Origin of the sequence: Flagellimonas alvinocaridis (assembly GCF_004916895.1) — a bacterium.
GTDB classification, from domain to species: domain Bacteria; phylum Bacteroidota; class Bacteroidia; order Flavobacteriales; family Flavobacteriaceae; genus Flagellimonas; species Flagellimonas alvinocaridis.
In genome coordinates this window covers 16,076-38,365 of sequence record NZ_SNTZ01000007.1, presented here as the reverse complement: position 1 = coordinate 38,365, position 22,290 = coordinate 16,076, and the positions used below count along the sequence as shown (strand labels likewise).

General features: G+C 42.5%; 19 protein-coding genes. 2 read left to right on the top strand and 17 right to left on the bottom strand.

Going from position 1 to position 22,290, the window contains the following annotated elements:
- Nucleotides 1-15: 15 nt before the first annotated feature.
- The 8 genes from ilvN to EZV76_RS12445 form a co-directional block, all read right to left on the bottom strand.
- Nucleotides 16-543, bottom strand: a complete 528-nt coding sequence (gene ilvN, locus EZV76_RS12480) for an acetolactate synthase small subunit (RefSeq protein ID WP_136566898.1) — start codon at nt 541-543, stop codon at nt 16-18.
- Nucleotides 544-545: 2 nt separating this feature from the next.
- On the bottom strand, nt 546-1,127 hold the full coding sequence (locus EZV76_RS12475; RefSeq protein WP_136566897.1) for an O-methyltransferase: 582 nt from the start codon (nt 1,125-1,127) through the stop codon (nt 546-548).
- Nucleotides 1,128-2,861 (bottom strand): biosynthetic-type acetolactate synthase large subunit, encoded by a 1,734-nt coding sequence (gene ilvB, locus EZV76_RS12470; RefSeq protein WP_136566896.1) that lies wholly within the window; start codon nt 2,859-2,861, stop codon nt 1,128-1,130.
- A 55-nt stretch (nt 2,862-2,916) separates the two neighbouring features.
- Nucleotides 2,917-4,593, bottom strand: a complete 1,677-nt coding sequence (gene ilvD, locus EZV76_RS12465; RefSeq protein ID WP_136566895.1) for a dihydroxy-acid dehydratase — start codon at nt 4,591-4,593, stop codon at nt 2,917-2,919.
- A 366-nt stretch (nt 4,594-4,959) separates the two neighbouring features.
- Nucleotides 4,960-5,796 (bottom strand): 5-oxoprolinase subunit C family protein, encoded by an 837-nt coding sequence (locus EZV76_RS12460; RefSeq protein WP_136566894.1) that lies wholly within the window; start codon nt 5,794-5,796, stop codon nt 4,960-4,962.
- Entirely contained in the window at nt 5,789-6,523 is a 735-nt protein-coding gene (gene pxpB, locus EZV76_RS12455) for a 5-oxoprolinase subunit PxpB (RefSeq protein WP_136566893.1), read from the bottom strand. The genes EZV76_RS12460 and pxpB overlap by 8 nt, the downstream gene beginning before the upstream one ends.
- The gene (pxpA, locus tag EZV76_RS12450) at nt 6,520-7,263 is read right to left on the bottom strand and encodes a 5-oxoprolinase subunit PxpA (protein ID WP_136566892.1); all 744 of its coding nucleotides are present in this window, start codon (nt 7,261-7,263) and stop codon (nt 6,520-6,522) included. Before pxpA ends, pxpB begins: the two co-directional genes overlap by 4 nt.
- Entirely contained in the window at nt 7,264-8,460 is a 1,197-nt protein-coding gene (locus tag EZV76_RS12445; protein ID WP_136566891.1) for an Nramp family divalent metal transporter, read from the bottom strand. It lies immediately after the preceding gene.
- Nucleotides 8,461-8,641: 181 nt separating this feature from the next.
- On the opposite strand from EZV76_RS12445, the gene EZV76_RS12440 reads away from it, so the two are divergent.
- A complete protein-coding gene (locus EZV76_RS12440) occupies nt 8,642-9,085 on the top strand; it encodes a hypothetical protein (RefSeq protein ID WP_136566890.1) in 444 nt (147 codons plus the stop codon).
- Here the strand turns inward: EZV76_RS12440 and EZV76_RS12435 are convergent.
- The 7 genes from EZV76_RS12435 to EZV76_RS12405 all read right to left on the bottom strand — a co-directional run bounded on the left by EZV76_RS12435 (nt 9,082) and on the right by EZV76_RS12405 (nt 18,941).
- Complete coding sequence (locus EZV76_RS12435; protein ID WP_136566889.1) at nt 9,082-9,492, bottom strand: hypothetical protein; 411 nt, start codon at nt 9,490-9,492, stop codon at nt 9,082-9,084. The genes EZV76_RS12440 and EZV76_RS12435 overlap by 4 nt on opposite strands.
- 167 nt (nt 9,493-9,659) lie before the next feature.
- The gene (locus EZV76_RS12430; RefSeq protein WP_136566888.1) at nt 9,660-11,195 is read right to left on the bottom strand and encodes a YifB family Mg chelatase-like AAA ATPase; all 1,536 of its coding nucleotides are present in this window, start codon (nt 11,193-11,195) and stop codon (nt 9,660-9,662) included.
- Between the two features lie 127 nt (nt 11,196-11,322).
- Nucleotides 11,323-13,716: a penicillin acylase family protein gene (locus tag EZV76_RS12425; protein ID WP_136566887.1), complete on the bottom strand. Its 2,394-nt coding sequence runs from the start codon at nt 13,714-13,716 to the stop codon at nt 11,323-11,325.
- A gap of 79 nt (nt 13,717-13,795) precedes the next feature.
- Entirely contained in the window at nt 13,796-15,775 is a 1,980-nt protein-coding gene (locus EZV76_RS12420) for a protein-disulfide reductase DsbD family protein (RefSeq protein WP_136566886.1), read from the bottom strand.
- On the bottom strand, nt 15,772-17,079 hold the full coding sequence (gene tilS, locus EZV76_RS12415; protein WP_136566885.1) for a tRNA lysidine(34) synthetase TilS: 1,308 nt from the start codon (nt 17,077-17,079) through the stop codon (nt 15,772-15,774). Before tilS ends, EZV76_RS12420 begins: the two co-directional genes overlap by 4 nt.
- 22 nt (nt 17,080-17,101) lie before the next feature.
- Nucleotides 17,102-18,400: an anthranilate synthase component I family protein gene (locus EZV76_RS12410; protein ID WP_136566884.1), complete on the bottom strand. Its 1,299-nt coding sequence runs from the start codon at nt 18,398-18,400 to the stop codon at nt 17,102-17,104.
- Nucleotides 18,401-18,407: 7 nt separating this feature from the next.
- On the bottom strand, nt 18,408-18,941 hold the full coding sequence (locus EZV76_RS12405) for an NADPH-dependent FMN reductase (RefSeq protein ID WP_136566883.1): 534 nt from the start codon (nt 18,939-18,941) through the stop codon (nt 18,408-18,410).
- Nucleotides 18,942-19,070: 129 nt separating this feature from the next.
- On the opposite strand from EZV76_RS12405, the gene EZV76_RS12400 reads away from it, so the two are divergent.
- Nucleotides 19,071-20,267: a heparan-alpha-glucosaminide N-acetyltransferase domain-containing protein gene (locus EZV76_RS12400; protein ID WP_136566882.1), complete on the top strand. Its 1,197-nt coding sequence runs from the start codon at nt 19,071-19,073 to the stop codon at nt 20,265-20,267.
- A 79-nt stretch (nt 20,268-20,346) separates the two neighbouring features.
- Here the strand turns inward: EZV76_RS12400 and lpdA are convergent, their stop codons facing one another.
- Together lpdA and EZV76_RS12390 are read right to left on the bottom strand one after the other, a co-directional pair.
- Nucleotides 20,347-21,753 carry a dihydrolipoyl dehydrogenase gene (lpdA, locus tag EZV76_RS12395; protein WP_136566881.1) on the bottom strand — a complete coding sequence of 469 codons (1,407 nt, stop codon included), beginning with the start codon at nt 21,751-21,753 and terminating at the stop codon, nt 20,347-20,349.
- A 128-nt stretch (nt 21,754-21,881) separates the two neighbouring features.
- The gene (locus tag EZV76_RS12390; RefSeq protein ID WP_136566880.1) at nt 21,882-22,271 is read right to left on the bottom strand and encodes a hypothetical protein; all 390 of its coding nucleotides are present in this window, start codon (nt 22,269-22,271) and stop codon (nt 21,882-21,884) included.
- Nucleotides 22,272-22,290 lie beyond the last annotated feature (19 nt).

The window sequence follows — 22,290 nt, the reverse complement described above, 5'->3', positions numbered from 1 at the left end:
TATTTGATTTTCTATTTATTGATTTTGAAATTCTGCTAAAATGTTGGTGATCGGCATAGCCGCCTTGCTCACGGCTATCCTGCCCGAACGAACAAACTGCATTATACCATATGGTTCAAGGGCATCGTGCATTTCGTCAATTTCATGGCGTCGACCTGTTTTGGCCAAGACAAAGAAATCCCTGCTCACAGTAACAATCTGAGAATTGCTTTCTTTGATGATATTTTGAATTTGGCGTTCATCAAACAACAAATGCGATGCTATTTTGAACAAAGCCGATTCTTGATAAATGGTCTCATCGTCTGTATGGTAATAGGCTTTGATTACCTCTACCTGCTTCTCAATCTGATTGACAATCTTGCGTGCCCAATCTTCTGTGGAATGAATCACAATCGTGAATTTTGATACATTTTCAATTTCTGACTTTGAGACATTTAAGCTTTCTATGTTAATGTGTCTCTTTAAGAATATTCCCGATATCCTGTTGAGCAATCCCACATTGTTTTCGGAATACACCGATATGGTATACCATTGATTTTTCATGTTCATTTTAATTTAACCGCAACTATAAGTCCAGTGGACCAATTCATTTTTGTAATTGTTATATCTTCTCTCCTTTCCAATTCTTGAATCAATTCTTTTGCCTTTTCCTCATGACCCGCGGGCCAATTGGGTTGTCTTATCATGTCGTCGATGATGTAAAACCCACCTACCTTCAGTAAAGCCAACGTTCCGTCCAGATGGCTATACTTTCCGGGCCAAGCATCTGCAAAAATCAAATCGAAAGGCTTGCCTTCATAGGATTCCAACCATTCACCTGCATCGGCACAAATCAGTTTCACTCGGGAGTCCTCCTTAAAAAAGGTGCTGGCAATCTGTACAAGCTCCGAATCGTTGTCCACACTGGTACTATGCGAATCTCCATCCATTCCTTTGATCATCCATGACAAGGACAGACCTATCCCAGTGCCCAACTCCAAGAAATTCCCTTTGGGTTTTGACGCCACCAAGGTTTTCAAGAGGGTGCCCACATACATATCCGAGCACATGGAAAACCCCATTTCTCTTGACTTGGCCACTAAAGCCGTATACTTGGACGGTGCGTCCAAAATTTGGGCTTGATCCATTTATTTCAACCTTATGTCGGAAACCGATGCTCCGGCTGGAATCATAGGAAACACGTTATCTTCTTTCTCTACTTTAACTTCCAAGAAATACGGATTTTTGGAGGCCATCATTTCTTCAATGGCAGATTTAAGTTCCGAGCGCTCCGTTACTCTCCTGGATTGGATATGATACCCCTCAGCAATCTTGACAAAGTCTGGGTTCGTCATTACCGTAGAGGCATATCTGCTTTCAAAGAACAGCTCTTGCCATTGGCGCACCATTCCCAAGTGGTCGTTGTTCAATACCACAATTTTTACAGGGACATTATGTTGGAAAATAACTCCAAGCTCCTGGATGGTCATTTGATAGCCCCCATCTCCTATGATGGCCACTACTTCACGATCCATAGCTCCCATTTTGGCCCCAATGGCCGCAGGAAGGGCAAATCCCATGGTTCCCAATCCTCCCGAAGTAATATTACTCTTGGTCTGCTTAAACTTAGCATATCTGCATGCAATCATCTGATGTTGACCAACGTCTGTAACAATAACCGCTTCATGCTTGGAAGCAATGTTTATTTGCTCCACAACTTCACCCATGGTTAGTTTTTCCTTTGTTGGGTGAATATCTTTTTCAATGACGGTGTCAAATTCTATTTGGTGCTTCTTGTCAAACTCCGCTCTCCACTCTTTGTGTTCGTTCTTGTTCACCAAGGGCAAAAGCAAGTCCAAGGTCTGTTTGGCATTTCCCAGAACAGCCAAATCCACCTTAACGTTTTTATTTATTTCCGCAGGGTCTATCTCAAAATGAATGATCTTGGCCTGCTTGGCGTAGGTATCCAGATTACCGGTTACCCGGTCATCAAAACGCATTCCTATGGCCAAAAGGACATCACACTCGTTTGTTAGGACATTAGGACCGTAATTTCCGTGCATACCTACCATACCCACGTTCATAGGGTGGCTTGTATCCAAGGCAGAAAGCCCCAAAATAGTCCATGCTGCGGGAATACCAGCTTTTTCCACCAAAGCCTTGAGTTCCTCTTCAGCTTCACCCAAAATAATTCCTTGCCCAAAAACAATGTAGGGCTTTTTGGCATTGTTAATCAATTCAGCTGCAGCCTCAATAGTCTTCAAATCGGGCTCAGGAGCCGGTTTATAACTTCTTACCCCTGTGCACTTTTCATACACAAAATCAAACTCTTCCACTTGGGCATTCTTGGTGATATCAACCAATACCGGGCCCGGTCTCCCCGATTTAGCTAAATAGAAAGCCTTAGCCATAATTTCGGGGATTTCTTCAGCACGGGTAACTTGGTAATTCCATTTGGTCACTGGAGTTGAAATTCCAACAATATCAGTTTCCTGAAATGCATCGGAACCCAACAAATGTCTGAACACCTGACCTGTAATGCATACCATTGGTGTGGAGTCTATCTGTGCATCAGCCAGTCCTGTCACCAAATTGGTAGCGCCAGGTCCTGAAGTAGCCATGGCCACACCTACTTTTCCACTTACGCGTGCATATCCTTGTGCCGCATGGGTAGCTCCTTGCTCATGTCTTGTAAGAATATGTGTCAGCTTGTCTTGAAACTTGTACAATTCGTCATATACTGGCATAATGGCCCCACCAGGGTAGCCGTAGATAAGGTCCACACCTTCTGCCAAAAGACAATGTATAATTGCTTCTGCACCGGTTATGCGTATAGATGTAGTCTTTTTGTTCTCTTTTTTTTGTGCTTTCAATGTTTCCATGAGCCTTAATTTTTGGAAATACTATCCTTTCCCAATATGGGCATTGTATGTTTTTTTAAAATAAATCAGTAACACATCCTTTTGAGGCGGATGAAACCGTTTTAGCGTACTTATATAGACTTCCTGATTTTATTTTCAGTTCAGGTTGCTTCCACGCCTTTTTTCTTTGTTCGAATTCTTCATCCGAAATATTGATGTTTATGGTATTCTTAACAGCATCTATGGTTATTTCATCCCCATCTTTCACCAATGCTATTCCTCCACCAACTTGTGCTTCGGGAGAAACATGCCCCACCACAAAGCCATGGGACCCTCCTGAAAACCTACCATCGGTAATCAACGCAACATCTTTACCCAAACCTGCGCCCATAATGGCAGAGGTGGGTTTCAGCATTTCGGGCATTCCAGGAGCTCCTTTTGGTCCCTCATAGCGAATGACCACCACATCTCCTTTTTGTACTTTTCCTGTATGAATGCCTTCGTTTACTTCAACTTCACTGTTAAAAACCCTTGCGGTACCGGTAAAACTCAAACCTTCCTTACCTGTAATCTTGGCCACAGCACCTTCCGAGGCCAAATTGCCATAAAGAATTCGAATGTGTCCCGTTTCTTTGATAGGCTGGTCCAAAGGTCTGATAATGTCCTGCCCTTCTGCCAAGTCTGGGGCATCCAATAAATTTTCAGCCAATGTTCTACCTGTAACTGTGATGCAATCTCCATGAAGCATCCCCTTCTTCAACATATATTTTAGGACCGCAGGAACACCCCCAACCTTATGAAGATCTTCCATGAGGTATTTCCCACTGGGCTTTAAATCGGCCAGTAAAGGAGTGGTTTCACTTATCCTTGTGATATCATCCAAAGTAAAGTCCACCTGCGCAGCATGGGCAATAGCCATAAAGTGCAGGACAGCATTTGTAGATCCACCTAAAACCGTTACCAGTCTAAATGCATTTTCCAATGACTTTTTAGTGACGATATCTTTTGGTTTGAGGTCCTTTTGCAGTAGATTCAGTAAGGCAGTCCCTGCAGCTTCACAATCCGCATTCTTATTTTGGTTCACAGCTGGTATTGAGGAGTTAAACGGCAAAGACATTCCCATGGCCTCTATGGCCGATGCCATGGTGTTGGCCGTATACATTCCTCCACATGCTCCGGCACCCGGACATGCTTTGTGGATTACTTCCTTATATTCGGTTTCATCAATGGTTCCCGCCACCTTTTGTCCATACGCTTCAAATGCGGAAATGATATCCAATTTCCTGTTATTGTGGCATCCTGGAGCAATGGTTCCTCCATACACTAAAATGGAAGGTCTGTTCAAACGCAATTGTGCCATTAAAGCTCCCGGCATGTTTTTATCACAACCCACAACGGTCACCAAACCATCGTAACTCATGGCTTGAACCACAGTTTCCATAGAATCTGCGATAATGTCCCGCGAGGGCAGTGAATACCGCATTCCGGGCGTTCCGTTGGAAATTCCATCACTGACTCCAATGGTATTAAAAATGAGCCCAACCATATTGGTAGACTCCACTCCCTTTTTCACCTCTAATGCCAAATCGTTCAAGTGCATGTTACAAGGATTTCCCTCATAACCTGTACTGGCGATGCCTATCAATGGTTTTTGTAAATCTTCATCGGTCAACCCAATGGCATGCAACATGGCTTGTGCAGCGGGAAGGGTTGGGTCTTGGGTCACATTTTTACTAAACTTGTTCAGTTCCATTATCAAATTTCGTTCAAATCGAGATTTCTATTGAATTTACTTCAGTAATTCAAAGATAGATGTTTAAAAAACCCTATATTTTTAACAGTTTCGGGCTGTTTAAATCCATTTGAATTATAATCAATATACCATACTGATTATCAGCTATTTGTGCTGAAAAAAATCCAATATTCATTTATTTTTTATTCCAAAAGAAAAGGGCCTGTATCAAATTTGATACAGGCCCTTTCCATCAACAGCAAGTCTGTATCATTCCAAATTTGGAACAATAATGACGACACCGTTGACTAGAATAGTTCTTTTCATACGTCAATGTTACAAAAAAATATTCTGAAACAAACCTATCCTTAAAAAATATTTGATTTTTTATACAAGCCTAAATGAGAGCTTATCTCCCATTTTCTTTTGTGCCAGTATGTCCATAGCTTGTTCGGAGAGCTGAAGTACCCTTGGATATCCACCTGTGGTCTGCCCGTCCTTCATTAAAATAATTAATCTGCCTGCGGGAGTAAACTGGACGGTTCCCGGCAAGGTTCCAGATGTGAGCATGGACACTTCATGGCCCGGGATCACTTCCTTAAGTTGGTATGCCATGCGATTGTTTTCCTTGGACACCGTGAATGGTTTTGAAAAAATATCTGCTAATTGTGTATCAGACAGGATATCAAACTCAGGGCCTTTGAACACTTCCAATTCCTTGGCCAAAAAATGATTTTCAATCTTCACTTCCGATATCATTGGCGAGTAAGCAGCCTTTTCATACGGAATCCCATCCCCATCCTTAATTCTTTTCTTTGATGTGACTGGGAAATACTGGGAACGACTTTGCAAAACTTTTTCGGTTAGAAAACCTCCTTTAACAGCCAAGTATCCCCTAAGACCTGCTTCTAATTTGCCGTAAGAAAGAATATCCCCCGATGACACTTGCACTACCTGATAATTCTCAACGGGTATATTGTTAAGCGTAGCGGAAATATTGGCTCCAGAGAGGCATATAGCAGTGGGGGCATCAAACTGGAGTGTTGGTCCGGTCATTGTAATCTCCAATACGGCCGCATTTGGGTCATTTTCCAAAAGAAGATTGGCTTTTTTTACCGAATCCGTATCCATGGCCCCAGAAATAGGTACTCCAATATCACGGTATCCAAATCTACCCAAATCTTGAATGGTTGTAAAAAAGCCCGATTTTAAAACCTTAAGCATTCAACTCAGTTTTTTCAGGTTTATAAATGCCTACCTCCCCTTCTATTTTATGCAAGTCGTATTCGGCCTTGGATATTTGCTGAAATTGTATTTTGTCCCCAACCTTTATAAAACAAGGTTCCTTTAATTTTGGGTTGAATAGATTCACCGGACAATTCCCAATGATGTTCCATCCTCCAGGGGAGTCCTGTGGATAAATGCCCGTTTGTTTACCCGCCAATCCTACGGAGCCTTTTGCCACTTGTAACCGAGGTTCTGCCCGTCTGGGTATTTCCAAGGTTTGGGGCAATCCACCCAAATACATAAATCCCGGCAAAAAACCTATCCCATAGACAACATATTGATGTGATGTGTGCTGTAGAATCAACTCCTCGATGGATAGTTCCAATTTCTTGGCGACTTCTTCCAAATCAATGCCAAACTCCAAATCATAACACACTGGTATCTGCCATAAATGTTGGGCCCGCCTTATTTTAATATTCTCCAACTTGGCGTGACAGTCCAAAACCACCTTTTTGATTTGCTCAAAATCCAAATGCTCTTTATTGCATACCATGGTCAAGGAATTGTATGCAACGGACATCTCCCAACCAGGAAGTTTCAACTCTTTAAAAGCATCATAAAAATCGAGGATGTTCGCCAAAATGGCTTCTTCAACTTGGTTGGGCCATTCAATAAGTATGGCACGTTCTCCAAAGGGCTTGATGGTTATGGGGTAACTTTTCACTTTTGTAATAGTACCTGGTGGTTGGGCAATTCTTCCGAAAGATACATCAATATTTCCAATGCGGAAGTGGTATCGCCATGCACACAAAAAGTTTGTGCTTCAATTTTTATTTCCTCACCTGAGACCGTCAATACCTTATTCTCCTTTATCATTGGAACCATATGTTTTAAGACACTTTTAGGGTCCTGAATTAGAGCATTTTCCAGTTTTCGGGAAACCAATTCCAAATCATCGGTATAGTTTCTGTCCGCAAAAGCCTCAAATCGAACTTTATAACCTTTGAGCAGGGCCTTTGACTCCATCACTGAGCCAAACGGAACATATAAAAATGCCTTCTCCTTATACTGGTTTATCGCATCCAAATAGATTTCGGCCAAATTTTCATCCTTTGCTGTTTGGTTGTACAAAGCCCCATGCGCCTTAATATGATGCAGCTTGACCTCCTCACTTTGCAAAACCTCCATAAAAGTTTTCAACTGATCCCGGATGCTGTTCTGTAGTTCTTGGGGTGAAATATCCATGACCTCCCTTCCAAAATTCACTTTGTCCGGATAGGAAGGATGCGCCCCTACCTTTATATGATGCTTTTTGGCCAAATTTACAATCCGTCGCATGGTGGTTTCATCTCCGGCATGTCCACCACAAGCAATATTACAGGAGCTTATGTAGGGAAAAAGCAAAGCTTCATTGCCCATTCCTTCTCCCACATCGCAATTAATATCTATAAACCATTGTTTCATCTACAACAATCCCGTTACGGTGAGAATACTTTTCAAGCCTAAAAAAATGGTAAATCCCACAATGCCTACTCCGATAGCATTCTGAGCTGTGGTATTTCTATAAGACCCCATTACTGACTTTCGGTTCACAATCCACAACAACAGAATTGCCATTATGGGCAGCAGTATTCCGTTCGCCATCTGGGCAAATTGGATGACTTGAATAGGTTTTATATCAAACGATAAAAAGAAAACTCCACAGAACAATATAAAGCTCCAAACCATTTTGAACCTTTTGTCCTGCATTCCCCCACTCCAACCAAAACAACTGCTAGCCACAAAAGCAGCGGCAAGGGATGCGGTTATGGCAGAAGTGACGCCAGCAGCCAATAGACCAATGGCCATAAGATGTACCGCCATTTTTCCAAATAGTGGCTCCAAGCCCCTGGCCATATCCAAAACATGGTTTACATCATCTATAGGTGCCGCAGAAGCGGTGACCAAGATAGCCAAGGATACCAGACCACCCAACCCAATGGAGATGGCCGTATCCCACTTCACCGCTTTCAAGTCTTTATCGGATTTCCATTTTTCCTTTACCAAAGAGGCATGGAGAAAAAGGTTGTAGGGCACCACAGTGGTTCCTACCAAGGCAACAATGGTCAACAAACTGCCTTCGGGCAGGCTAGGAACAAACATACCTTGTAATATATCCGAAACGGAAGGCTGGGTCAAAAAAGCACATATCACAAAACATACGCCCATTAGAGCAACCAATCCCGCAAAAATCCGCTCCAACAATTTATAATTGCTGAACCAAAGCAAAAGAAAGATTGCAACTCCCACTAAAAGTGGATAAAAAGGCATTAGTGATTTATCGGGAAAAAGTTGTTCAAGTCCCAAGGTGGCACCGCCAATATTTCCAGCCTCATAAGCTGCATTACCAATTAGAATGGCTCCCAAGACCATCGCTACCACTATTTTTTTTGCCCAAGGACTTGTCAGCTCGTTTTTTACCACATCCACAAGTCCTGTTTGTGCCACTACCCCTATTCTTCCGGCCATTCCCTGAAGTGCAATCGTGGCCAGAATGGATACGAACAAAGCCCAGATAAGGGCATAACCAAACCGAACCCCTGCCAAAGTACACATGGCAATGGTACCGGGGCCCACAAATGCTGCAGCCACCAAAACCCCTGGGCCAATTTTTTTCCACATATCCGTGTTGATTTCTTGGCGTTCAAAATAAGAGGATATTGGGAGAAATGCTGCATTTCATCCAAAAAAATGCATTTCGTCTAAAAGTGGGGTGTTTTATATCGACAATTTATACGATAATGGAAAAGCAAAAGTTATAATAATCCCAAATCATACATAGACCTAAACCGAACAAATACTTATGACATGTAAGGATTGCGCCAGAAGTATCGGACACGAACAATACAGGGAATCTTTAGACTCCCTAAGTGTAGCACTTTGCGAAAGACATACCAGACTCATTAAAAGGGTCATCCTAAATAACAATACCCCATTAGAGGCCATACAACTCTTTTACGCACTAAAAGAAGCTGGGGCCAACCCCATGTTGGAATGGTGGGATGGCAAACGCTCCGTGGACATTGCCATTTCCCGGGTAAAACTCAATATAGAAATAGACAAAGATTACAATATGATTACCCATGAGCAAGCCATCAACGATTTAGAAGATGCCATGCACTCGTTTAAAAATGGGTTTACAACCATACGGATTCCCCATTTGGCCGTGAAGTACTATCTTGAAGATACCGTTCAGAATATTTTGGGGATCATCTCTGGTCTTAAAGCAAACATCAAGGCTATCTAGTTGCAAAACTGCAACTTGTTGTCCAACTTGGTTTCCTTATATTCCAAAATGTTGATGACAATGGGGTCTTCCCCAATGTTCTCCAAATCGTTTATATAGTTTTTCCCCCGATACTCAAAATATTCAGTATCCCCTGAATCCAACTTAACCATGTCTATTTTGCCATTCCCGTAACGGGTCAAGGCCAATCCACCTGTTGTACACACCCAACCATAATTGGTATTGTGCTTTCTAAAAGGAATCCGTTGCCGTGGTGCCAGGCGTAGCTCCCATAATTTCACACTTTCATTTTCAAACACCAACCGATCGCTCAACGATTGTGTAATTTCTTGATGCAGCAACTCATCTATCTTCTCTTGCTCCCACGGGTCGAAATTTCCTGCAGGATTCAACTCTACACATTGCATTACAGTACACTAATTTAAAAACGGCTGCAAAATTATTGTATAATTCTTTCAATAACCGATTGAAAAACAATGTTTAACGTATTTTTTGCACTTTTGCCGTTTTTTTCGAGTTTTTTTATCATTTTGAATATGAAGTCCTTATAACCTCTTCTATTCATTCAAGAAAATCACCCTAACCACCCCTCACGATCTAAACTTCTGTATTGAATAGCTTCGGAAATATGGTTTTCTTTTATATGGGAAGCATTCTCCAAGTCAGCAATGGTTCTAGATACTTTTAATATCCTATCATAGGCCCGTGCAGAAAGGTTCAACCGCTTCATGGCCATTTTCAAAAGTTCTCTGGACGGATTGTCCAAAACGCAGAATTTTCTAATGTTCTTGGGGCCCATCTGCGCATTGTAATGTATACTTTCCGTATCCCTAAACCTTTGAATCTGTATTTCTCGTGCTGCCATTACACGCTTTCTAACCATAAAGCTATCCTCTCCGTTCCTTTCCTCTGATAGCTTATCGAAAGGCACTGGGGTCACCTCAATATGAATGTCGATTCGGTCCAACAAGGGCCCTGATATCTTGCCAAGGTATCGTTGCATTTCTGCTGGGGATGAAGTCACCGGGGCATCCGGGTCATTGAAATATCCTGAAGGACTTGGGTTCATGCTGGCCACCAACATAAAACTACTGGGGTAAGTTACGGTGTATTGGGCCCTGGCTATGGTGACTTCCCTATCTTCCATGGGTTGCCTCATTACTTCCAACACCCTTCGTTCAAATTCCGGAAGCTCGTCCAAAAAAAGTATTCCATTATGGGCCAAGGAAATTTCACCGGGCTGTGGATAACCTCCTCCGCCTACCAATGCAGCACTGCTTATGGTGTGGTGTGGATTCCTGAAAGGTCTTTGGCTCATCAAGCCTTGATTTTTAACCTTCCCCACCACACTATGGATTTTAGTAGTCTCCAAGGCCTCTTGCAAGGTCATTGGTGGTAATATGGAAGGTAGTCGCTTGGCCAACATGGTCTTTCCCGCTCCCGGTGGTCCTATCAAAATAATATTATGCCCGCCAGCTGCCGCAATTTCCATGCATCGTTTTATGCTCTCTTGCCCCTTTACATCGGCAAAATCGAATTCCGGATGGTCTATATTATTGTAAAATTCCTTTTGGGTATCTACTATGGTTTGATGCAGTGGGGTTCCGCAATCAAAATAATCAATTACTTCCTTAATGTTCTCTACACCATAAACTTCCAAACCATTGACCACTGCGGCCTCGGAAGCATTGTCCTTGGGAAGGATAAATCCTTTAAATCCTTCCGCTTGTGCTTTTATGGCTATGGGTAAGGCACCTTTTATGGGCTGAAGGCTCCCGTCCAACGAAAGCTCACCCATGATCAAATAATCTTCAATACCATTGGATTTAATTTGTTCTGAAGCCGTCAATATCCCCAAAGCTAAGGTAAGATCATAGGCAGAACCTTCTTTTCGCATATCGGCTGGGGCCATGTTGATCGTAATCTTCTTACCGGGAATTTTGTAACCAATATTCTGCAGAGCTGCAGCTATCCGATAATTACTTTCCTTTATGGCATTGTCGGGCAAGCCGACTAAATGGTAACCCACGCCTTTATCAATATTTACTTCTACAACAATGGTTGTTGCCTCGATGCCAAATACGGCGCTTCCATAGACTTTTATGAGCATTTGGGACTTCTTGTTAAATCATCCCAAAAAGTAAATAATCTCTATCAACAATTATCCCCCGTTTGACGGATACCGGGTTCCCAGTTGACGTAAGCCTATTTAGAACCAACGGATTTTTTTAACGACATCATTCTTTAGTGAAGATAAGTACGGATTCCGCAGTACTTTCAATCTCTTCTTGGTTCATCATCATTTTTCGGAACTTGCCTTGTGCATACATTTCCGCCTGATCTTTGTAGTGTTTGCTGAACGGGTTACCTGATTGCCCTGTGGGCAAAATGCTGATACTGTTCTCTATATCTGAAAAATCAACAATACGTCTGGTAGACGGCCCAGAGTTTACTTTGTAAAGCCCTGTGCTATCGTAGGGGAAAGCTAAATTGTTGATAACCTCACGGCTTCCTTCAACCGAGAACGGCCCCACATTGAAGTATTTTCGCAGTGATTCCACCTGACCTATTGGGTGCGGATGTTCCAATGTATGAACCTTGTCCCATGTCCATTGGCTGGGATCAGGACCAAAGTCCTCTACCAGGGAAATCCATGCATCCGAAAAAGATTTTAAGACTATGTCCCTGCGGGTTTCCACCACATCCTTGGTGTTCACATTATCCCACCACTGCCCTTCGGCCATATTAGCGCCCCATGCAATCTGTCGTTTAAAGAGATGGGTTGCCAAAAACTTATTGAACATTTCTTCACCCATCTCATCTTCCATGGTATTCTTTACAGTAAAATATTCGCATCTGTGGTATAAGGTAGGTACCGTACTGTTCAAGGAGTAACGGCCATCCCAGTTTTTTAGGGAATCTACCTGTACCAATTGTTCCTTGGTAAGCAAGGTTACATCGAACATTTTGATTAGTTCTGTGATCAAGGAAGGATTAACGGAAGAGGTAACATCCAATATCATCTCAGATGCAGTGGTTTTATCCCAATCATTCTTAGCATCCAATAATTGCACAATGCGTTTAGCCCTGTTCTCGGGCAAATAATATCCTGGATAAAGCTGTCCGGCTATCGAATCTGGTTGATTGTTGGCAGAATACACATAATGCCAAGGCGGATTGATCGCACTTGGGTTTTCCGAAAAGTCTATATAATGTAATGGCTCTTCTTTCCCTGTTGCTCCATCCAAAATAAATTTTGTGGACAAGCTATCAGGCATTTGGTAGAGTTTTGCCGCAGCCCACCAGGCCACATTGCCTTCTGAATCCCCATACATAATGTTGAGCCCTGGAGCGTGAATTTTGGGCAAGGCATTTTTAAACTCATCTAAATTAGCGGCATGGCTTATTCCGTATAGGGCATCCAAAACCTCATTCTTGGGCTTTGTATAGACCCAGGACATGGATACAGGCCTTTCTTGTGAAATCTGGTCAGCAATGCCATTTAAGACAGGGCCATGGTGCGTCTTTTTGTACGTAAAGGATATATCTTCACCATCTTTCACCTTGATGGTCTTGTTCACATACTCAAAATCCAACCATGTATTGGCAACCTTGTATTTTGTACTATCCGATGGGTGTACTTCTTCATAATAGAAATCAATATCATCATTCTCGAACATGGTCATTCCATAAGCCAAGTTCCTATCATGGCCCAAAATTGGAAACGGAATGCCCGCCATATGATACCCGTACTTTTCGTAGTTTGGGGTGTTTACATGCGCCTCGTACCATACAGAAGGCTGAGCAAAACCAATATGGGGGTCGTTGGCAAAAATAACCTTGCCGTTTTTGGTTTTTTCAGGCGCAATGACCCAACTATTGCTTCCAATAAATTGAGGTATTGGTAACTTATCCAATGCTTGGGTTACACTTTTGGTAATATCCACAGCCAATGAATCCATGGAAGTTTTTCGATAATTTTTGATCCATACGGTAGAAGTGTCGGAATCTATAGCCAAATCGCGCATATATTCCTCTCCCAACTTATCGCGCAAACTGGTTAGCAGCGGGTCCGTTTTATGAGCCATGGCAAAACTAAAAGCCATATAACCAACTGCATTATAAATGTCTTCCAGTATAAAAGGCTCTTTTTCCAATCCAGTGAGATGGAACTCTACAGGGGTCGGTCCTTTTTTTATGAATTCGTTGATTCCATCAAGGTAGGCTCTTGAAAGTACCACCATGTCACTCTTCATGTTGAGATTAGCTACTGTTTGGGCCGAATACTCATCTATACCCAAAGAGAGAAAAAACTTGTCCGTTTTCACCAAATCCTCTCCAAAAACCTCTGAAAGTCTTCCAGTGGCCACACGGCGCAATAATTCCATTTGCCAAAGTCGGTCTTGGGCATGTACATACCCCAACGCCTTTACGGCATCTACCTCTGTGCCGGCATAAATATGGGGAATGCCATAGGTGTCATAAAAAACCTTGACTTCTTCCTGCAAACCGGGCAATGGTTTTTCTCCAGAATAATCAGGTTTAAGTGAGTTGACAAAAATAAGCGCTCCAACGGTTATGAGCAGTAGCAAAATGGCTATTGCCCAGAGTACCTTTTTTATCTTTTTCATGGAATTTTGGTTAAGCTAATTAGCATTCTAAGGTAAGTTTATTTTCTTGAATGCATTAAAAACCAACTAAAAATAACTGTTATTTATTCATGGAAAGTTGATGCTTCTCCAGTCCTGAACGCAACCATTTTTCATAGGTCTCTACATCAACATATTGCACAGCATCATTTAATATTTCCAAATTTGGGGATAGCAATACGTAATACGGTTGCGATGCGGCATTAAAGTTAATGGTCTGGAAGGTCCCCCACTTTTGACCAATGGTTTCTATGGTTTTTATTCTTCCGGAATCGTACTGAAAATCAAACTTTTCGGAGTCGGGAAGCTCTTTTCGGTCATCTACGTAAAGTGAAATAAGAACATACTCATCCTTCAACAGAGGATATATACTGGAATGGCTCCATACATTTTCCTCCATCTTTCTACAATTCACACAAGCCCAACCTGTAAAATCCAACAAAATGGGCTTATTGACTTCTTTGGCATACGCAACGCCTTCGTCAAAATCCTTGAAGCAATCCAATCCCAATGGACAATCGCTCTCGGTTTGGGAAACACTATAAAAATCAGGAGGTGGAAAACCACTCAAAAGTTTTAATGGTATAAGATTGAAGATCCCCAGCACCAAGTATACCGAAAATGCCAATCCGAAAAGACCGAACATTTTGCGGGTAGCGGACAATTTTTGTTTGGGACCATCGTGTGGAAAGCGGAACAACCCAAAAAGGTAAAGGGTCATGAGCACAAATAGTACAATCCAAATACCCAAGAAAATCTCTCTTTTGAATATTCCCCAATTACCTACCAAATCTGCATTGGAGAGGAACTTGAAGGCCAAGGCCAGCTCCAAGAAACCTAAAACCACTTTAACGGTGGTCATCCATCCCCCAGACTTGGGCAAAGAATTCAACCACGCTGGAAAAAGGGCGAAGAGCGCAAAGGGCAAGGCCAATGCCAGGCCAAAGCCTACCATGCCCACCGTTAAATTGGTGGCCACATCACCATCAGCGAGGGTTGTACTCCCCAAAAGTCCTCCTAAAATTGGCCCCGTGCATGAAAAGGATACAATGGCCAAAGTCAAAGCCATAAAAAAGATTCCCAAACCTCCTCCTACTTTTGATGAGGCTGAATCCATCTTATTGGCCCATGAACTGGGTAGAGTGAGTTCATAATAACCGAAAAATGAAAAAGCGAAAACCACAAAAATGACAAAGAAGAAGACATTAAGCCAAATATTGGTGGCTATGGTATTCAATACTTGTGAGTCTACCGAATTGAATACGTGAAAGGGCAAACTCAACAAGAAATAAATCAACACAATAAAAAATCCGTACAAAACGGCGTTGGCAATTCCTTTTGATTTCTGCTGTGACTGTTTGGTAAAAAAAGAAACCGTCAATGGAATCATAGGAAAAACACAGGGAGTGAGCAAGGCAATAAGCCCTCCTAAAAATCCTAGACCAAATATCATCCACAAATTGGATTTTCCATCCGCCCCACCAAGTCCTCCTTGATTCAATAAAGATTTGTTCTTTAGTTCCACCCGAAGCGATTCGCCCAAGGCCAGGCTGCGCTCATCCAATTCTTTTTTGGTTTCAGCAAATGCATTGCCATCCAACGAAATTTGGAACAATACATCTTTGGGAATACAGACTTCTTTGCAGATTTGATAAAAGAGATTGACCGATATCTGTCGAATAGCTGGATTGATCAGTTTTATTTTCTGGGTAAAAATGGCCTCTTTTTTGAAAAAGGTCTCCTCTACTTCAAAAATATCACTGTATTCTTTAATGGTTTCACTCTCAGAAGCCTTACCAATAAGTTCGTAATCCTCTCCAGCCTTTTCAAAGGTGAACTCACTAGGCAAAGAACCCCCTTCGGCAGTATATTGGGAATACACATGCCAACCATCCATGATCTTGCCTTTAAAGACCAATTCGTACTCGGTGTCCGATATTTTTTTTACTTCATGACTCCAAAGTGCAGGGTCTGCATCTGTTTGCGCAGAAAGGGCAAGGGTAGTAATAAAAAAACCAAATACAAGTAAAAAATACCTCATGTAACCAGTGTAATCTTTAAAATATCCTTGGTTGAATCCTCAACCTTGAACCGTTTGTCCGCCCTTCTTCCCACAACCCAGGCAATAGTATCGTTGGAACATAGCAACCATTGCTTTTCTTTGGAAATAACATCCACTTTTTCATCCTTGAAAAATTTGGACAATTTCTTCTTTCCATCCATTCCGTAGGGATAAAAGTAGTCGCCTTTTTCCCAATTCCTTAACAATAACGGGAAGTTTAACTTTTCCTTATCCAAATAGATGGTGTTTCTTCCTGTGTTTTCAATGGTTTTAACGTTTTCAAACCGAAGACTGATGGGGTTTTCCGTTTCCGTTACTTCTTCCGAAATCCAAAACACCTGTTCCAGTGTGGTTTCAATCGGGGATAAAATCAGATGGGTACGGTCTTTTACCAAACGATGAGTCTTGGAACGCACTTCCTTACCGCTCATGGCATTCAGCAAATCTTTGACATCGTTCCATTCGGTAAAACCATATTCATGCAGTAGTCCATACAAATAAGATTGCAAGGGGACCAACCTTGCTAGTTCCGCCACCTCTATTTTGGCGGTATCCCCATGCCTCATGAACAGCTTAGTCCTGATATCCTCCATGTAATTGTGCACCAAAGACTTGGTCTGCTCTAAATGGGATTGGGTCCGTTTAAAGTTTTCCAAAAAAGAAGGATGCAATGTTTTAAGTTGGGGCACAATATCCAATCGGATTTTATTGCGAAGGTATTTACTCTCCGCATTGCTGCTGTCCTCCCTCCATTCCAATGTATTTTCCTTGGCATAATCCAAGATTTCTTGCCTTGAAAAGTTTAACAAGGGGCGAATTACTTTTTCATTCCGGATGGGAATCCCCGTAAGCCCTTCAATGCCCGTTCCCCGAGACAGATTGATTAAAAAGGTTTCCAAATCGTCATCGGCATGATGTGCCGTCAATACAAAATGGAACTTCCCTGTTCCCAGAAGCTCCTTGAACCATTGGTAGCGCATCTCTCTTGCTGCCATTTGAATGGACCCTCTATGTACTTCGGCATATTTTTCCGTATCAAACTGATTGGTAATCACCTTCACCCCCAACTTTTCACCAAGCTCTTGGACAAAAGTTTCATCTGCGTCGCTTTCATCCCCCCTCAATTGAAAGTTGCAATGGGCCAAGGTTACCTTCAAACCCGATGAGGTACACAACTGGGCCAATACCACACTGTCCACTCCTCCACTACAGGCCAATAAAAGTGGTCTTTCCCTTAGGAGAGGGAGATTGGAATTGATATGTTCAGTGAACCGTTTCAGCATGACACAAAAATAGCAATAAAGATCAGCTCGCTTCCAAGACGTTTCGCATGGCTTTGGCTTTTAGCAAACATTCTTGGTATTCCTTTTCGGGGTCCGACTTTGCCGTAATGGCACTACCTACCGAGTAGGACACATAGTTGTTGGTGGCATTGTATAGAATGCTTCGGATGACCACATTAAAATCGAAATCCCCTTTGGGGTCAAAATAGCCTACAGCGCCACTGTACAAGCCTCTTTTGGTTTCTTCCAATTCCTCAATGATCTTCATGGCCGAAATCTTCGGTGCCCCAGTCATGCTACCCATGGGAAAGGTCTCTTCAATAAGCTCGACCGGATTTTTGTCTTTTGGCATAGTGGCAACTACCGTCGAAATCATCTGATGCACTTGCTTGTAAGGATATACTTTGCATAACTCTTCAACAAAAACACTTCCTTTTAGCGCACTTTTTGAAAGATCATTGCGAACCAAATCGGTGATCATGATATTCTCTGCACGCTCCTTTTCATCTTGGGTCAGTCGCTGCTTTAGCTTTTCATCTTCCTTCTTATCCCTACTTCGGGGTGCAGTACCTTTAATTGGCTGGGAAATAACTGTTTGTCCTGTCTTTTTTAAATAGCGCTCTGGTGAAGCACAGAGAAGATATCTCTCGTTCAACCGCATAAAGCTGGCAAAAGGAGGTCGTGAAATGGTATTCAGGCGCTTGTAAGTTTCCCAAGGGTCTATGATGCTATCTTCAGCATAAAACTCCTGGCAGAAATTGGCCTCGTAAATATCACCGCGATGGATATGCCCCAGAAAACGGTTGGCTTTTTCAAAGTAGGCATCCTTGTGGATACGCATTTTTATTCGGATGGGAGTGGATGCGATTCTCTTTTCTTGCAACACTCCCCTATTTGACAAAAGTTGTTCGTAATCACTTTCAATGTCCTCATCACAATGCTCCAAATACAAGAAGGTCAATTCTTTTCCGTTGAGCAATATGATCTTTTCAGGCTGAAAAAACTGCAAGGTCTGAAATCCCAATCCATCAAAATTATGGGAATACAAGTCTTCCAATTCATTTTTAAGGTCGTATGAAAAATACCCAAACAACCAATCTCGATTATCCCGAACAATATTCTTTAGTCCTTGCAATGAATTGATATCCTTTAGATCGTCTGTCTGGCGAGAAACAGCCAAAACCGCATCATAGGAGTGGTAATCATTACGATGGTCATTGTCATCCAACCATACAATCTTTTCATAATCCCTGATCCAGTGCAACAAGGACTGCTTAATAGTGTCTGGGTCGGAAATTGTATACGTTCGTTGCTTTCGCAAGGGTCGCTTATTGAAGTGTTTCTAGAAAGGTGTCCAAAGCGGTAAGGTGCTCTTCTTTAAATTCGGCATTGACAATGGCCCCAGACCCAAAATTTTCATGGAATGAGGGCAGGGAAAATGTCGATACAATCTCTGCGCCAAACCTTGGCAACATATTTTCAATGACCCCCAAAGAACCTATACCACCTCGTTTGCCTCCTGAGGTCGACATTAAAAAAACCTTTGTTCCTTCCAAAAATTTACGGTCAATGCGGGATAGCCAATCCAATACATTCTTAAAGTAAGCCGAAGGATTTCCATTGTGCTCGTTCACAGAAAGAATAAGGGCATCCGCTTGCTGAACAATGTTCTTTAATTCGACCAAAGCATCTGGATAACCGTTCTGCTTTTCATCATCCTCACTGAACATAGGGTAGGGATGTTTAGCCATGTTTATCTCCTGAATATCATGGGTTTGCACCAATGAAGTGGTATATTGAACCAATTTAAAATTGATGGAAGTTGAAGAATTGCTTCCGGCGAGTGCCAAAATTGCAGCCATTACAAGAAATATTTGATTGTTTCGCTAAAATACCCCAATTGATGAACAGATGCGACTATTTTGTATAATTTTGCCCCGAAAAGCATCCAAACCTATTGCTAAACAAGTATATAGGATAGCCGAAGACAAATGAAAGCACAGACCAACAGATTGTTTTTTATCGATGCCATGCGGGCTTGGGCCATTTTAATGATGCTCCAAGGGCATTTCATTGATGGGCTTTTGGACCCCGTTTACAGGGATACAGAAAACTCTATATTCAATGTTTGGTTGTATTTCAGGGGCATCACCGCGCCTGTTTTCTTTACGGTATCTGGTTTTATTTTCACGTATTTGTTGATTCGGATACCCCAAAAAGGATTCAATAATCCCAGAGTTGCAAAGGGTTTCCGCCGCGGATTACAGCTTCTTTTGATAGGGTATTTGCTTCGTTTAAATGTTTTGGGACTTTTCAAGGGACAACTGTACAACGCTTTCTATTTGGTAGATGTGCTGCACTGCATTGGTCTTTCCATTTTGGCGTTGATTGGCGTCTATCTTCTTGCAAGCAAGCGAAAACCATATCTTTTCCCAACAATATTACTAGGGATTACCTTAATACTGTTCCTGTTTGAACCTGTGTATAAACAGTGGTCGTTTTCCTTCTTGCCCAATGCTCTTGCCAACTATTTCACCAAGGCCAACGGATCCGTGTTTACCATAATCCCTTGGTTGGGATATGCTACACTAGGCGGGTTTGTTTCAGTGCTCTTTACCCGATTCAAGGATTTTAAATATTTATATACTGTAGGCATTCCTTTGGCAACAGCTGTGGGGTATTTGTTGATTTATCATTCATCAGGTGCATTTACATCCCTATATAAAATTACGGGATGGGAGTTTTTTGGCTTGATACCTTTGAACAACTACCTGTTCATTAGACTTGGCAATGTATTTATCGTTTTTGCCGTGTTCATGCTCCTACGGAGATTCTTGACCAACCGTACCATTTTGAATATTGGCGCCAGCACATTGTCCATTTATGTGATTCATTTTATTATTCTATACGGTAGTTTTACCGGAATGGGACTCTATCGTTTTTTCAACCATTCCCTTACTCCGCAGATAGTGATTCCCGGGGCCATTTTTTTTATGGTGGTCTGTACCTATCTGGCCTTGAAATACAATCGACATGAAGTAGAAATCAAATCGCAGATTGCGTGGGCGATGGCTTCCATAAAACGACAAGCCATTGATGCTAAAGAGGCATCGATTCCCATGTTGAGGGAACTTTCCATCCGGGCGCGATTGGTATTGCGCAGATTTCTACGTACCGTTAGGGGCTAAAAAATGCCCAAAACGTCAGCGATTTATCTCGATGACCCTTTGGGCAAATTTCCATGCAGCCAAGGGCTGATACTTTACTTTAAACGTGTATGGCCCTATCGTCAGTAGCAGCCAGAGCAGCTTCCTTAACGGCTTCTGCGAATGTTGGGTGAGCATGGCTCATTCGGGCAATGTCCTCTGCAGATGCCCTAAATTCCATGGCGGTGACCCCTTCCGTGATCAAATCCGCGCTTCGGGCGCCAATCATGTGCACACCAAGGACCTCATCGGTCTTTTTATCGGCCAAAATCTTTACAAATCCATCAATGTCCATACTGGCACGGGCACGGCCCAAGGCACGCATGGGGAATTGACCCACTTTATATTCCACTCCAGCTTCCTTAAGCTGCTCTTCGGTTTTACCCACCGCGGCAACTTCTGGCCAGGTATACACTACTCCTGGAATCAGGTTATAATCGATATGTGGTTTTTGACCTGCCAACAATTCTGCCACCAAAGTTCCTTCTTCTTCGGCCTTATGGGCCAACATAGCACCACGAATCACATCACCAATCGCATAAATATTGGATACATTGGTCTGAAGGTGATCGTTCACCTCCACTCTACCACGGTCATCCAACTTCACTCCGGCAGCTTCAACGTTCAGTCCGTCTGTGTACGGTCTTCTTCCTACACAGACCAAGCAATAATCTCCCGTAAAGGTGACTTCCTGTCCTTTTTTATCATCGGCCTTTACAATGACCTGGTCGCCTTTACGCTCCACTGATTTTACTTTGTGGGATAGGTTGAAGCCCACCTTTTGCTTCTTCATCACCTTCATCAACTCTTTGGAAAGTGCCCCATCCATTCCAGGGATAATACGGTCCATGAACTCCACTACGGTTACTTCGGCACCAAGACGCTTGTATACCTGACCCAATTCCAGTCCAATGACCCCGCCTCCAATAACAATCATGTGCTTGGGAACTTCTTTCAGTTTCAACGCCTCGGTGGAGGTAATAACCCGTTCCTTATCAATTTTGATGAAAGGCAATGTGGATGGCTTGGAGCCAGTAGCAATGATGGTATGTTTTGCTTCAATGGTCTCTTTTTTGCCATCAGCTTTGTCAATGTTGATATGGGTGGCATCCTTAAAACTGCCTAAACCTTCATAAACATCAATCTTGTTTTTATCCATCAAGAATTGAATTCCCTTGGTGGTCTGGTCCACAACACCCTGCTTACGGGCGATCATTTGTTCCAAGTTCACCTTTATCTCTCCGGGAATATCAATTCCGTGTTCCTCAAAATGTTTTACGGCATCTTCGTAATGATGCGACGAGTCCAAAAGGGCTTTGGATGGAATACAGCCTACATTTAGACAGGTTCCCCCCAAGGTGGCATATTTCTCAATTATTGCAGTTTTCATTCCCAGTTGGGCACAACGGATTGCCGCTACATAGCCTCCGGGCCCAGAGCCAATAACGGCCACATCATATTGATTCATAGTAAATGCTTAGAGATAATTATTCTTTCGATTATCAGATACAAAAATAACAATGTTTCTCTGATAGACCATGCATTTTTCCTTAACATATCCGGGTAAAAAAGTTGGGGGTCTCCCTAGCGGAACAACTATACTGGAGCCAATGGGAATTTAATGGCACCGTAGCATCCCAACCATAATCCACCTAAGAGTGAAAGATGCACTCCCGACTCAAACCACAAAGGCCCACCCCATTGGCCACAAAGTGCCACCATGGATAGTTTTCCAACAATAAAGAGCGAAATAATAAAATGGGGCCAAAGATTATCCCGGACCACTATCAATGAAGAAATGAAACCTGTGAGAACGGCCGAGGTGAACATGGCCAATGTGCCCAATGTCAAATCCATTGTGGAGGAAGAGCAAAAACTCATGCCTTCAAACAAAATATCTTGGGAAAGTGTGGTGTACAGGACCAAACACAGTCCTCCAATGACCGTGGCCAACACGGTGAGAAACAATCGGGTACGGGTTTTCATGACGGAAAAAGAAGTCTTT

Coding starts and splice junctions, on each gene's coding strand:
- EZV76_RS12475 (WP_136566897.1), bottom strand. CDS start 1,127: ATGGATCAAGCCCAAATTTTGGACGCACCGTCCAAGTATACGGCTTTA.
- ilvD (WP_136566895.1), bottom strand. CDS start 4,593: ATGGAACTGAACAAGTTTAGTAAAAATGTGACCCAAGACCCAACCCTT.
- pxpA (WP_136566892.1), bottom strand. CDS start 7,263: ATGAAACAATGGTTTATAGATATTAATTGCGATGTGGGAGAAGGAATG.
- EZV76_RS12420 (WP_136566886.1), bottom strand. CDS start 15,775: ATGAGGTATTTTTTACTTGTATTTGGTTTTTTTATTACTACCCTTGCC.
- EZV76_RS12425 (WP_136566887.1), bottom strand. CDS start 13,716: ATGAAAAAGATAAAAAAGGTACTCTGGGCAATAGCCATTTTGCTACTG.
- EZV76_RS12390 (WP_136566880.1), bottom strand. CDS start 22,271: ATGAAAACCCGTACCCGATTGTTTCTCACCGTGTTGGCCACGGTCATT.
- lpdA (WP_136566881.1), bottom strand. CDS start 21,753: ATGAATCAATATGATGTGGCCGTTATTGGCTCTGGGCCCGGAGGCTAT.
- EZV76_RS12440 (WP_136566890.1), top strand. CDS start 8,642: ATGACATGTAAGGATTGCGCCAGAAGTATCGGACACGAACAATACAGG.
- EZV76_RS12430 (WP_136566888.1), bottom strand. CDS start 11,195: ATGCTCATAAAAGTCTATGGAAGCGCCGTATTTGGCATCGAGGCAACA.
- EZV76_RS12400 (WP_136566882.1), top strand. CDS start 19,071: ATGAAAGCACAGACCAACAGATTGTTTTTTATCGATGCCATGCGGGCT.
- EZV76_RS12405 (WP_136566883.1), bottom strand. CDS start 18,941: ATGGCTGCAATTTTGGCACTCGCCGGAAGCAATTCTTCAACTTCCATC.
- EZV76_RS12435 (WP_136566889.1), bottom strand. CDS start 9,492: ATGCAATGTGTAGAGTTGAATCCTGCAGGAAATTTCGACCCGTGGGAG.
- tilS (WP_136566885.1), bottom strand. CDS start 17,079: ATGCTGAAACGGTTCACTGAACATATCAATTCCAATCTCCCTCTCCTA.
- ilvB (WP_136566896.1), bottom strand. CDS start 2,861: ATGGAAACATTGAAAGCACAAAAAAAAGAGAACAAAAAGACTACATCT.
- ilvN (WP_136566898.1), bottom strand. CDS start 543: ATGAAAAATCAATGGTATACCATATCGGTGTATTCCGAAAACAATGTG.
- EZV76_RS12460 (WP_136566894.1), bottom strand. CDS start 5,796: ATGCTTAAGGTTTTAAAATCGGGCTTTTTTACAACCATTCAAGATTTG.
- EZV76_RS12445 (WP_136566891.1), bottom strand. CDS start 8,460: ATGTGGAAAAAAATTGGCCCAGGGGTTTTGGTGGCTGCAGCATTTGTG.